This is a genomic window from Enterocloster clostridioformis, assembly GCF_020297485.1.
Taxonomy (GTDB): domain Bacteria; phylum Bacillota; class Clostridia; order Lachnospirales; family Lachnospiraceae; genus Enterocloster; species Enterocloster clostridioformis.
Genome location: NZ_JAIWZC010000001.1, coordinates 2,930,678 through 2,943,076, shown reverse-complemented (window position 1 = coordinate 2,943,076; position 12,399 = coordinate 2,930,678). Strand labels below are relative to the sequence as shown.

Here is a 12,399-nt window from a genome sequence, read left to right as displayed (position 1 = left end):
CATACCTTTGTGAGGATTATTCATACCCTGCTGAACGTTGGATTATTCCCTGATACGCCGGAAGGTTTCATATAAATCCAGTGCTCCGTAGCCCCACTCTTCGTTGGGGTAGCGGAGTGCTGGATTTCTTTTTGCACCGCGGATTAAATAAGATTTAACGGATGCCTGGCTCATGGTAATCTGATTGCTTTCCACGATTCCCCAGCCAAAGAGGCTGGCCACAGCGCCGGCCACGTGGGCGGCAGCCACCGAGGTGCCGCTGCGGGTGGTCATGGGGATGGAGCCGTTGATTCTGCGCCCCACAGCAGGCCCCATCACATTGACGCCTGGAGCTGCCAGCTCCGGTTTTACAATACCGGAAGTGGTGAACCCGCGGCTGGAGTGGATGTAGATACTGTTGTTCAGATGGTTGTAGGCCCCCACTGTAATGGGCGCGCCCGTATTGCCGGGCATGGTAATGGTGGTATCGGGAGTGGGACGCAGAAATACGGTTTCATCCGATATCAGTCCCTCGGAGGGCAGCCATATGTTAAACTCACCTGTAAAATACTGGGTATTATAAACCCGCACCCTCCATATCCCGGTCACAGGATTTTCAAAACGCATGAATATCAGCTGTTTTCCGGCGCCGGATTCAATGAGCCGGTAATTGACCGTAATGACCGTTGGTTCCAGAAGAAAAGGGATAGAGGTCTCGTTCCTGGCTATAATAGGGATACGGGAGATTATCTCACCGCTGGGTGAGACGAAGCCCACAGAATAGGTATCGGCAGTGGAAGCCCATAGCTCCAGGGAAAAGCCGCGGCTGGATTCTTCCGGTCCCACCCGGATTTCCACATCATCCCACTCCTGTCCGGCCGGAATGGTGCCGAAATAATGATGGGCCCGGCCTGTCTCATTGCCTGCCGCAATGACCGCTGCACGGCCCAGGAAACGGATGGCATCCTGCACAACGCTGCTTAAGGGTGAGGTGCCCTCATGGCTTCCCAGATTGGATCCAAGGGCGATGAGGATGATTAGGGGGCGGCCCAGGCGGAACGCGGTCACCCGCAGGTATTTTATTCCCATCATGATGTCATTTTCCTGGTAGGCATCGGCGCCCTCGCTGACAAGGTAGAATTCCCGCAGGTAGCGTTTGGCCTGCTTCAGTTTGACCACTATGAGCTCGCACTCCGGAGCCGCGCCCGTGAAGTCCTGTTCCGGCAGGGAGCCGCCGGCGGCAATTCCGGCCAGGAAGGTGCCGTGGCCATTGGTGTCCGTGGAGGGCACCAGGTCAAGGGGGCTGTCGGAGGTAAGGGCCTGGTTGATCTGCTCCCTAGTAAATTCAGTGCCATAAGAGGCGCCGCTGAGTTCATAATAGTCTGGCACGCCGGGAGGAATGACATCCGCTCCCGCGGGGATGCTCTGGTCCCACAGGCCCGCGATTCTGGTGGAGCCGTCCGGATAGCGGAATAAGGGGTTGGTATAGTCAATGCCGGTATCCACGATACCGATAAGGGTCCCGCGCCCCCTGTTTCCCAGGGCGGGCGCGGAAAAGGCGGTGAGTATGCCGGATGCCTCCATGCTGGAGCTGTCCAGAAGGGAAAAAAGTCCGGGTACAGTATAGTAGCTGTATTGGGCCAGGGAAATGGGGGTTACGGTATCCAGAGGAGTGTAGATGATATTGTATTCCTCGTTCACATAATCCATACAGGGAATATCGGCTGGGTTGCCGCCAATCTGCTGCTGGCTTCCAATTCTGTATATGAAATCAGCAATATTCTCGTCGGCGGAATTAAATGGGCAGTCTGCCATGGCACACCTCGGGCAGGATATTTGTTATAGTATATGCTTGAATTCAGAAACCTTTCACTGGACGGAGGTGTGAAACCATAGTAAAATGAAATAAAAGGGTGGAAAGGAAGGCGAATCTATGATTTACGGCTGGATAATAGGCGGGCTGGCCGCCCTGGACCTGGGGGTCAAGAGCGTGGTTGAGGGCCAGGAGGACGACACGTTCCCAAGGGAGCTGCCGTCTGCCAAAGGATTAATAAAGCTTCATAAGAACCATAACAGCGGTTTTCCCTTTGGATTCATGAAGGAAAGGCCGGAATTGGTAAAGGGGATTCCGCTTATGGTGATTTCCGCCATGGCAGGAGCTCTGGCAGCCATGATGCAGGATAAGGGCAAGACCGGGGAAAAGCTGGGCCTGTCCCTTGTGATGGGAGGCGCCCTCAGCAACCTGTACGACCGCGTGATGCGCGGATATGTGGTGGATTATTTCACCATTGAATGGAAATCCCTTAAGAAAGTAGTGTTCAATCTGGGAGATATGTTCGTGTTTTTGGGAAGCGCTGTCTTTGTGTTGGCACAGGCTGTGAAGAGCCTGGAAGAGGCGGGTGTGAAGAAAAAAAAGAAATAAGAAAATAAGGCCCTGGGGAGGGCCGCGTGATGGAAGAGAAGAGAGAATGACCGGATTCCATGGCCATGAAAGGAAGCAGGCATTCTCTCTTATGATCATTAACTGAGCATCCCCCCTATGGTTCCTCCCAGTGCGCATATGCCCATGACAGTGACGGAGCGTTCCATATCAATGGCCGACCCCATATTCATGGCCCAGGACACTGCAAAAAGTACCAGGAAGTACAGAAGCCCTGACAGAAGCCCCCAGAAGAACCGGCGCTGCCGGATGCGTTTGCCTGCCAGGAAACCGCCGGATAAGCAGGTCAGCAGATACACGGCATACACCATCAGGTTCACCTGTCCCTCTTTCAGGCGCAGTTTATAGAGGGCAAAGGCCAGGGCAGCCAGAAGGATTCCTGACAGCACATAGGAGATGAGCAGGGAGCGGAGCATGGGCTTCACAATACCATTTTCCATATATTGTTCTCCTTTTGAAAGAATCTATGTTGCAGTATATTCCCGGAGGAGCCTTTAATATGACAAACCTTTGAAAATACCGTTGCAAGGGACTTTAACCTGTGTTATAATTTCAAAGAATTATATGTTCAAACAAATAATAATATTAAATGAATAGGAGGTGCCGTAGTATGAAGCACGTTAAGACATTGAATACCAATACCTTAAAGGACACAATGAAGAAGGGCGGATGCGGCGAGTGCCAGACTTCCTGCCAGTCAGCCTGCAAGACATCCTGTACAGTAGGAAACCAGAGCTGCGAGAACGCTAACCGCTAATCGCCGGTCAGAAGAGATACATACAGGAAATTGGTTGTAAGCCCCTATGGTCGATGGGATTATAGGGGCTTTACCATGCACAGGATTTGGGGCCCCTGGTCCTTAGAAAGAGAGAGAGTAGATTCGTGATTCATCAGTATATAAATAATGGTTATCATATTGTCCTGGATGTCAACAGCGGATCCGTCCATGTGGTGGACCCGGTTGTCTACGATGCCGTGCAGCTGGTTTCACAGCGGATTCCGGAGATGGAAGCGCCGGCTGCCCTGCCTTCAGAAGTGGAGGAGGAGGTAAGGGTCTGTCTGAAGGACAGATACAGCCAGGAAGATATAGAGGAGGCTCTGGAGGAAATCGGACAGCTGATTGATGCGGAGCAGCTTCTTACCAAGGATATTTACAGGGATTTTGTGGTAGACTTTAAAAAGAGGAAGACGGTTGTGAAGGCGCTGTGCCTGCACATTGCCCATGACTGCAATCTGGCCTGCCGTTACTGCTTTGCAGAGGAAGGCGAGTACCATGGCCGCCGCGCCCTCATGAGCTACGAGGTGGGAAAGAAGGCGCTGGACTTCCTCATTGCCAATTCCGGCAACCGGGAACACCTGGAGGTGGATTTCTTTGGCGGTGAGCCCCTGATGAACTGGGATGTGGTAAAGCGGCTGGTGAAATACGGCCGTTCCCAGGAGGAAGCCCGCCACAAGAAATTCCGTTTCACCCTGACCACAAACGGAGTTCTGTTAAATGACGAGGTGATGGAATTCTGCAACCGCGAGATGAGCAATGTGGTGCTGAGCCTGGACGGACGAAAGGATGTCAACGATAAGATGCGCCCCTTCCGTAACGGCAGCGGCAGCTATGACCTGATTGTCCCCAAGTTCCGGAAGCTTGCGGACAGCAGGAAGCAGATGAACTATTATGTCCGCGGTACATTTACCAGGAACAATCTGGACTTTGCGGATGACGTGCTTCACTATGCGGACCTGGGATTTGAGCAGATGTCCATGGAGCCGGTGGTGGCTGACCCGTCAGAGGATTACGCCATCAGAGAGGAGGACATCCCGGTCATCTTAAAAGAATACGACCGCCTGGCATTAGAGTATATCAAGCGGAAAAAGAAGGGAAGGGGATTCAACTTCTTCCATTTTATGCTGGACTTAAAGGCAGGACCATGTGTGGCCAAGCGCATGGCAGGCTGCGGTTCCGGCACCGAGTATCTGGCAGTGACCCCGTGGGGTGACCTCTATCCCTGCCATCAGTTTGTGGGCAATGAGAAATTCCTTCTGGGCAATGTGGACACAGGCGTTGTGAATACGGACATCAGGGACGAGTTCAAGACCTGCAACGTATACGCCAAGCCTAAGTGTAAGGACTGCTTTGCCAGGTTCTACTGCAGCGGCGGCTGTGCTGCCAATGCGTATAATTTCAGCGGTTCCATCAACGGGGCGTATGACATTGGCTGTGAGATGCAGAAGAAGCGGATTGAGTGCGCCATCATGATTAAAGCTGCCCTGGCAGACGATGAGGAGTAATTGAGGCTATTATATGAAATATCAAGTCATAACAAAGGACGGGCGGGCCAAGCGCGCCCGCATGGAAACAGTACACGGCACAGTGGAGACGCCTGTGTTCATGAATGTGGGAACGGTGGGCGCCATCAAGGGAGCTGTTTCAACGGATGACCTCCGGGAAATCGGCACCCAGGTGGAGCTGTCCAATACCTACCATCTCCATGTGCGCACCGGCGACAAGCTCATAAAGGAATTTGGCGGGCTTCACAGGTTCATGAACTGGGACCGCCCCATCCTTACGGATTCCGGCGGGTTCCAGGTGTTTTCCCTGGCAGGCCTGCGCAAGATTAAGGAAGAAGGGGTTTACTTTAACTCCCATATCGACGGCCACAAGATATTCATGGGGCCTGAGGAGAGCATGCGGATTCAGTCCAATCTGGGTTCCACCATTGCCATGGCGTTTGACGAATGCCCTCCCAGCCATGCAAGCGACGACTACATCCGGCATTCAGTGGAGCGCACCACCCGCTGGCTGGCGCGCTGCAAAACCGAGATGGAGCGCCTTAACTCCCTGCCGGACACGGTGAACCGGGAGCAGCTGTTGTTCGGCATCAACCAGGGCGGCGTGGTGGAGGAGATACGTATGGAACATGCAAGGACCATACGGGAAATGGACTTAGACGGCTATGCGGTGGGCGGACTGGCAGTGGGAGAGAGCCACGAGGAGATGTACCATATCCTGGACGTGACAGTGCCCTGTCTGCCGGAGGACAAGCCGGTCTATCTGATGGGTGTGGGCACCCCGGCTAATATCCTGGAAGCAGTGGACCGGGGCGTGGACTTCTTTGACTGTGTATATCCATCCAGGAACGGACGTCACGGTCACGTGTACACCAACCAGGGTAAGCTGAATCTGTTTAACCAGAAATACGAGCTGGATTCCCGCCCCATAGAAGAGGGATGCGGCTGTCCTGCCTGCCGTTCATACAGCAGGGCCTATATCCGTCATCTGCTGAAGGCAAAAGAAATGCTTGGAATGAGATTATGTACCTTGCATAATTTGTATTTTTATAATACAATGATGAAAGAGATTCGCGACGCCATCGAGGAACACCGCTATGCTGAGTATAAAGCGGCCAAGCTTGCCGGTATGGAAGGTTCCAGCCGTGCCACCGGTACGGCGTCTGATGAATAAGAAACTACTGCGGCGAGGCGGCGGTAGGTGTGAAGGAGGAAGATGGAATGACAAGTGGTCCGATGTTCTGGATTCTCTATATTGTTCTTCTGGGAGGTATGTTATATTTCATGGCAATCCGTCCTCAGAAGAAGGAGAAGCAAAGACAAAAGGAATTGCTGGAAAGCGTTGCAGTCGGTGATACCATTCTCACCAGCAGCGGATTCTATGGCGTTATCATCGACATGACAGATGATACAGTCATTGTGGAATTCGGTAACAATAAAAACTGCCGTATTCCTATGCAGAAGGCTGCCATTATCCAGGTTGAAAAACCGGAAGCCTAAGAGACATGAAACCCGGGGCCTTGTCCCGGGTTTTTGAATATGGTAGAATGTTCCCTTCAGAGGTTCCAAAGCCATAATATATATAAAAGAGAGCAGGAGGATAGGATGATTAAGAACATTGTTTTTGATATGGGAAATGTCCTGGTGGACTACACGGCGGACGGAGTATGCAGGCATTTCATAGAGGACCCGGAAACACGTAAAAAGGTCAGCACTTCCGTATTCGTATCGCCTGAGTGGATTCTGCTGGACATGGGAGTTATGCCGGAGGATATGGCCTTAAAAAAGATGCAGGCCCGTCTGGACACAGAGGAGGAGCGCAGTCTGGCAGCCCTGTGTTTTAACCGCTGGCATGAGTTCAACATGTATAAGAAGGAAGGAATGGAGGATGTGGTCAGGTGGCTTAAGTCCATGGGATATGGCATCTATCTGTGTTCCAATGCATCCGTCCGCCTTTTGAGCTGTTATAAGGACGTGCTGCCCGCGGTGGATTGTTTTGACGGTATCCTGTTCTCGGCCGATGTCCTGTGCCTGAAGCCCCAGAAGGAGATATACGGCCATCTGTTTGAGCGGTTCCATCTGAAGCCTGAAGAATGCTTTTTTGTGGATGACCTGGAGCTTAACATAGAAGGCGCCCGCCGCTGCGGGATGGACGGATATTGCTTTGATGATGGAAATGTGGAGAAATTAAGGGAAGTCCTGGCAGGACTGAACCGGAGATAAGAGCCGGAGACAGGAGACGGTGGTAAAGAAAGTCAAAATTTATGCATTACATAGAAAAAGCTCCGTACCAGGTGGTACGGAGCAATTTTCTTTAGGATTTTCGGATTTTCAAAAAGGGTTGAAGGATAGTTGTTAAACATTCGTGCATTTCTTATGTACTTAGTATAGCATGCAATCCTCCGGAATGTTTGAATGTTCTTTGAATAGATTATTAAGAAAATCTTAAAATTAATAATTCCCACCTCCCGGACAAAGCCATGGGAACAAATAAGGCAGCAGGGGAAAAAACAGAAGACTGGAAAAAACAGGCTTCTGGGGATGAAAGAAAAATGAAATGGAATCGTAAACTGAAAATGGGTATAAAAAATGGAAGTAATGGGGCTCGAACCCATGACCTTTCGCGTGTGAGGCGAACGCTCATCCCAGCTGAGCTATACTTCCATGAGACTATTATAGCACGATAAAGCGGAAATACAAGCGTTTTAGTGGTAGAATGTAAAAATTTTGCAGAATATCTAAATGAATGAAAAAGTAGTAATAATTTACATAAAAATTTAATAATATCAGAATATTGTACTTTTACATAGATTATAGTATTATGATATCAAATATATTGGGGGATAAAGAATAGACAGAAGGAGGTATTTGTGTGAGACAATACAATGATCTTAAAAAAATGATGGACGTTGCTGCCGGAAGGAGAAAGGCATCCCTTGTATTAAAAGGGGGAACAATCGTCAATGTATTTACGGAGCGCACAGAGGTTGGGGACATAGCCATTGAGGACGGCTGCATAGCCGGCATAGGGGAATATGACGGACTTATCAACGCGGACATGACGGGGAGGTATATCTGTCCCGGCTTTATTGACGGGCATATACATATTGAAAGCTCCATGGTGTCGCCGCCGGAGTTTGAAAAGGCTGTCCTTCCCCACGGCACCACAACCGTGATCACGGATCCCCATGAGATTGGCAACGTGGCAGGATGCCAGGGTGTGGACTACATGTTAAAAGCCACGGAGGGACTGTCCCTGGATACATTTTTTGTCATGCCCTCCTGCGTACCCTCCACTGGACTGGACGAGTCCGGAGCCGTGCTGGGGCCGGAGGATATAAAGCCGTATTATGAGAATTCCAGGGTTTTGGGTCTGGCAGAGGTGATGAATTCAGTGGGAGTGGTTGCCGGCCGGGAGGATCTGATGGAGAAGCTTAAGGAGGCAGGTAGCCGCGGCAAGGTTATAGACGGCCACGCGCCTTTCCTGGGAGGGAATGAGCTGAATGCTTATGTGTGCTCCGGCGTGTGGTCTGACCACGAGTGTTCGGATGCAGGGGAAGCTCTGGAAAAGCTTGGAAGGGGACAGTGGATTATGATACGGGAGGGCACGGCTGCCAGGAACCTGGAAGCGCTTATGCCCCTGTTTGAGGCCCCCTATTATGAGAGATGTATGCTGGTGACAGATGACAAGCATCCAGGCGACCTGATTTCCATGGGGCACATTGATTATATCATCCGCAGGGCAGTGGCTCTGGGAGCGGACCCCATACGGGCCATTAAGATGGGGACTTTTAATGCGGCGCAGTATTTTGGGCTGAAGGACAGGGGAGCTGTCATGCCTGGGCTGAGGGCGGATTTGGCAGTGCTTAAGGATTTGAAGGAGTTTCGGGTGGCGGCTGTATACAAGAACGGCGTCCTGACGGCAAGAGAGGGAGTATGCCTGGGAGCCGGGAAGGATATGGGCTCTGCGGGAAAAACGGCCAGTGACCTGGAAGCTGCGTTCCCAAGCGTATTTGACTCCTTCCGCATGGATGAGATTACCCTGGAGGACCTGGTGCTGGAGCAAAAGGGAACCATGGAGCGTGTTATACAGTTCAAGCCCCATGAACTTCTCACAGAGGAGCGTCTGGTGCCCTGGCAGGATACTCCGGGACTGGCACCCGGCGTCAGCCTGGAACAGGATATCGTGAAAGCGGCTGTGTTTGAACGCCATCTTCACACCGGGCACAAAGGGCTGGGCTTTGTAGGCGGATATGGTCTTAAGAAGGGGGCTGTGGCCACCAGCGTTGCCCATGATTCCCATAACCTGATTGTGGTGGGCACCAATGACTGGGATATGGTATTGGCCGCCAACGCGGTGAGAAAGAATGGAGGCGGACTGGCCGTGGCGGCAGAGGGCCGGGTATTAGGCGAGCTTGCCCTTCCCATTGGCGGAGTTATGAGCCGTTTATCCGTGCAGGAGGTGGAGGAGCGGCTGCAGGCTCTGAAGTCGTGTACGAGGGAGCTGGGAATCAGCAGCGATATAGATGCATTCATGACACTGGCATTTGTAAGCCTTCCGGTAATTCCGAAGCTGAGAATCAATACCTACGGTGTAATTGACGTGGATCGGCAGAAGCAGGTTCCGCCTTCATTTTAAAGAGAATTTTTTCTGGTTCTGTCAGGCGGATAAACCGCCTGACAGTTCTGCCTGCCTGACCGCGGCACACGGTGCCGTGGCACAGATTCCTTCATTATAGAATATCCTAATAAAAAAGGAGAAAATCGTGATGTGAATCAGGCGAGAGAAGACATTAATTGTGAAGAAGTATATTCCATGGGGATTACGGGTAGAGGAGTGGGTGTGGCAGTACTTGACACCGGAATTTACCTCCATGAGGATTTTAAGGATAGAGTGACAGCCTTTGCTGACTTTGTAAACCACCGCACATCGCCCTATGACGACAATGGCCATGGCACCCATATAGCTGCAATGATTGGGGGCAGCGGCATCTCCTCCGACGGAAAATACAGAGGAGTGGCGCCGGGATGCAGTCTGATATCAGTGAAGGTGCTGGACCAGAAGGGAAACGGCTATGCCACGGACGTACTGACAGGACTTAAATGGATCCGGGAGAACAGGGACAGATACAATATCCGCATTGTGAACATCTCCGTAGGGTCCTTGTCGCGCAGGGACATGACAGAGAACTCAATTCTGGTGCGGGGGGTGAATGCGGCCTGGGATGACGGCCTTGTGGTGGTGGTGGCAGCCGGAAATCATGGACCGGGCCGGATGACCATCACAACTCCCGGTATCAGCCGCAAGGTCATAACAGTGGGCTGCTCGGACGACCACAAGGAAGTGGATGTCATGGGAAGCCGCATGGTGGATTACTCCGGAAGAGGTCCCACACTGGCTTGTGTCTGCAAGCCGGATTTGGTAGCGCCGGGCTCATGCATCATCAGCTGCTGCAATGAGCCCGGCAAATATTTTTCAAAATCAGGTACCAGCATGTCCACGCCCCTAGTGTCGGGCGCCATAGCCCTGCTGCTGGAGAAGTACCCGGATATGAGCAACAAGGATGTGAAGCTTCGTATCAGGGAACGCGCCCTGGACCTGGGCCTGCCGCATAACCAGCAGGGGTGGGGAAAGCTGGATGTGGGACGGCTGCTGGAGTAGAATTATAAATAGTGCCGAAGTCCCGGCAGACAGAGGAACAAGTCAGTCCTGCCGATGCAGTATCTTAGAGGAAACTGCATCGGCAGTTTTTTGTATGGGCAGGGCAAACCCATCATTGCTATTGCAAACAGCTATACCAATGCGACGCCGGGACATTTTGTATTGAAACAACTGTGTGAGAGCGTAAAGGAGGGAATTATCAAGGCAGGAGGAACGCCCATGGAGTTCTCCACAGTGGCTCCTGTGCCATGCTGGGAACTGCTAATACCATGAGCGCATTATCAGAGAGCCTGGGCATGTCTCTGATGGGAAGCAGCATCATTCCGGCAGTCCTGGCAGCCCGCATGGCAAAGGGGGTTGAGACCGGGGAGAAAATTGTGGAATTGGTTCAAAAGGGAATTACCACAAGGGATATCCTAACAGAGCACGCATTTGAGAACGCAGTTATGCACCTTCTGACCATGGGCGGCTCCGCCAATGGTATCCTTCATCTCCAGGCAATTTATCACGAGGCCGGACTGGGGGAACTGCCGCGGTTTTCTTATACCAATAACGGGGACATGCTCAAAACGGCTAAAGAGCACTTTGCTCCTACAGGAGGTGCTGCGTGGTGTGTTTTCTCCAGATGCTGTTCCGCTTTGTGTTCAATCTCCCTCTGGCGTGGACAAAGGAGCTTTCCAGGTATGTATTCATTATCCTGACATACTGCGGCGCCAGCGCTGCCGTGCTGGACAATGCCCATGTCAGGGTGGAGCTATATTTGGGGATTTGGACGGTGTTCTGGTCATCCCGAAGGAGATTGAGGAGGAAGTGGTTGTCAGGGTCATTGAGAAGGCTGCCGGAGAGAAAATGGTGGCCGAGGCCATTAAGAACGGTATGGCCGCAAAAGCCTCCTTTGATAAGTACGGGATTATGTAAAACAAAAAAGAAAGAAATACGAGCCAAGCAAGAAAAAAGCCCTGCATCAGTGAATCCTGATGCGGGACTTTTTCACCGCTCTATGCCTCCCAGCGCCCGGATGCCCCGCAGGGCAGTACCAGGCCGGTTTGGGTGACGGGAAGGCCCACCTCCTCGGCGCATACTGTTCCTCCAAAGCGGGGCATGATTTCCACGCTTATCATGTAGGAAAGGACTGCGGGAGCCAGTCCGGTGGTGTAGGAGTTAATCAGAAAGAACAAGGGCTTGTCTGTCAGGAGCTGCGCGCACAGCTTGACCAGAGGATGAATGGCATCCTCTATTTTCCAGATTTCCCCTTTCGGCCCCCGGCCATAGGAGGGAGGATCCATGATGACCGCATCGTAGCGGTTTCCCCTGCGGATTTCCCGCACCACGAATTTCACACAGTCATCCACAATCCAGCGTATGGGGGCTTCGGACAGGCCGGAGGCCTGGGCGTTTTCCTTGGCCCAGGCCACCATGCCCTTGGAGGCGTCCACATGAGTGACATTGGCGCCTGCCTTAGCCGCGGCCAGGGTAGCTCCGCCGGTATATGCAAACAGGTTCAGGACCTTGACCGGGCGCCCTGCCCCTCGAATTCTGGCGCTAAACCAGTCCCAATTGGCAGCCTGTTCGGGAAACAGGCCGGTGTGTTTAAAACTGAAGGGCTTTAGATTGAATGTAAGCCCCTTATATCCAATGGACCACTGTTCAGGAAGATGGAAGAATTCCCACTGGCCCCCGCCCTTGCTGCTGCGGTGATAGCGGCCGTTCATCTTTTTCCAGCCCTTATGGTTCCTGGGAGTGTCCCAGATGACCTGTGGGTCAGGGCGCACCAGGAGGTAATCGCCCCAGCGCTCCAGTTTTTCTCCCTTTGAACAGTCTATCACTTCATAATCCTTCCACTCGTCTGCAAGCCACATATATTTATTTAACCTCGTTTCTTCCATATATAATAATGATAATAATGAGTATAGTCTAAGTGCTGCGGCTCCGTCAAGTATTCGGTACATTTTCGGAAAAATAGAAACGGTTTAGCTAAATTGTAATAGAATTGAAAGATAAATTAGGTTGAATAATTGAGGGAGCCTTGATACAA

The 12,399-nt window shown here is 51.9% G+C and carries 14 protein-coding genes and 1 tRNA gene; 11 read left to right on the top strand and 4 right to left on the bottom strand.

The genetic code is table 11. The annotated features are described in order from the left end of the window. Positions 1-42 precede the first annotated feature (42 nt). Entirely contained in the window at positions 43-1,794 is a 1,752-nt protein-coding gene (locus LA360_RS14950; protein WP_112482125.1) for a S8 family peptidase, read from the bottom strand. Positions 1,795-1,912: 118 nt separating this feature from the next. Here LA360_RS14950 and LA360_RS14945 point away from each other — a divergent pair, with 118 nt between their 5' ends. Next, the gene (locus LA360_RS14945) at positions 1,913-2,401 is read left to right on the top strand and encodes a signal peptidase II (protein WP_022201443.1); all 489 of its coding nucleotides are present in this window, start codon (positions 1,913-1,915) and stop codon (positions 2,399-2,401) included. A 98-nt stretch (positions 2,402-2,499) separates the two neighbouring features. On the opposite strand, the gene LA360_RS14940 is transcribed toward LA360_RS14945, so the two are convergent. Beyond that, positions 2,500-2,859, bottom strand: a complete 360-nt coding sequence (locus LA360_RS14940) for a TIGR04086 family membrane protein (protein ID WP_022201444.1) — start codon at positions 2,857-2,859, stop codon at positions 2,500-2,502. Between the two features lie 170 nt (positions 2,860-3,029). Between LA360_RS14940 and scfA the strand changes: the two genes are divergently transcribed. From scfA to LA360_RS14915, 5 genes are all read left to right on the top strand, one after another. Beyond that, a complete protein-coding gene (gene scfA, locus LA360_RS14935; RefSeq protein ID WP_002566540.1) occupies positions 3,030-3,176 on the top strand; it encodes a six-cysteine ranthipeptide SCIFF in 147 nt (48 codons plus the stop codon). Positions 3,177-3,301: 125 nt separating this feature from the next. Next, a complete protein-coding gene (scfB, locus tag LA360_RS14930; RefSeq protein WP_022201445.1) occupies positions 3,302-4,702 on the top strand; it encodes a thioether cross-link-forming SCIFF peptide maturase in 1,401 nt (466 codons plus the stop codon). 13 nt (positions 4,703-4,715) lie between these two features. Continuing rightward, complete coding sequence (gene tgt, locus LA360_RS14925) at positions 4,716-5,876, top strand: tRNA guanosine(34) transglycosylase Tgt (RefSeq protein WP_022201446.1); 1,161 nt, start codon at positions 4,716-4,718, stop codon at positions 5,874-5,876. 47 nt (positions 5,877-5,923) lie between these two features. After that, the gene (gene yajC, locus LA360_RS14920) at positions 5,924-6,202 is read left to right on the top strand and encodes a preprotein translocase subunit YajC (protein WP_002587369.1); all 279 of its coding nucleotides are present in this window, start codon (positions 5,924-5,926) and stop codon (positions 6,200-6,202) included. A 105-nt stretch (positions 6,203-6,307) separates the two neighbouring features. Then, a complete protein-coding gene (locus tag LA360_RS14915; RefSeq protein ID WP_022201447.1) occupies positions 6,308-6,925 on the top strand; it encodes an HAD family hydrolase in 618 nt (205 codons plus the stop codon). A 367-nt stretch (positions 6,926-7,292) separates the two neighbouring features. On the opposite strand, the gene LA360_RS14910 is transcribed toward LA360_RS14915, so the two are convergent. Continuing rightward, positions 7,293-7,366, bottom strand: a tRNA-Val gene (locus LA360_RS14910). Between the two features lie 208 nt (positions 7,367-7,574). Here LA360_RS14910 and ade point away from each other — a divergent pair. The 5 genes from ade (at position 7,575) to LA360_RS31400 (ending at position 11,418) form a co-directional block, all read left to right on the top strand. After that, positions 7,575-9,341, top strand: coding sequence for an adenine deaminase (gene ade, locus LA360_RS14905; RefSeq protein ID WP_022201448.1), 1,767 nt, complete (start codon positions 7,575-7,577; stop codon positions 9,339-9,341). Between the two features lie 132 nt (positions 9,342-9,473). Further along, a complete protein-coding gene (locus LA360_RS14900; RefSeq protein ID WP_002587372.1) occupies positions 9,474-10,364 on the top strand; it encodes a S8 family peptidase in 891 nt (296 codons plus the stop codon). Between the two features lie 54 nt (positions 10,365-10,418). After that, on the top strand, positions 10,419-10,637 hold the full coding sequence (locus LA360_RS14895; RefSeq protein ID WP_057571760.1) for a dihydroxy-acid dehydratase domain-containing protein: 219 nt from the start codon (positions 10,419-10,421) through the stop codon (positions 10,635-10,637). Then, positions 10,634-11,065, top strand: a complete 432-nt coding sequence (locus LA360_RS14890; RefSeq protein ID WP_057571759.1) for a dihydroxy-acid dehydratase domain-containing protein — start codon at positions 10,634-10,636, stop codon at positions 11,063-11,065. Before LA360_RS14895 ends, LA360_RS14890 begins: the two co-directional genes overlap by 4 nt. Then, positions 10,990-11,418 (top strand): TRAP transporter small permease, encoded by a 429-nt coding sequence (locus LA360_RS31400; RefSeq protein ID WP_242997695.1) that lies wholly within the window; start codon positions 10,990-10,992, stop codon positions 11,416-11,418. The genes LA360_RS14890 and LA360_RS31400 overlap by 76 nt, the downstream gene beginning before the upstream one ends. Here the strand turns inward: LA360_RS31400 and LA360_RS14875 are convergent. Further along, complete coding sequence (locus LA360_RS14875) at positions 11,363-12,223, bottom strand: class I SAM-dependent methyltransferase (RefSeq protein ID WP_112482123.1); 861 nt, start codon at positions 12,221-12,223, stop codon at positions 11,363-11,365. The genes LA360_RS31400 and LA360_RS14875 overlap by 56 nt on opposite strands. Positions 12,224-12,399 lie beyond the last annotated feature (176 nt).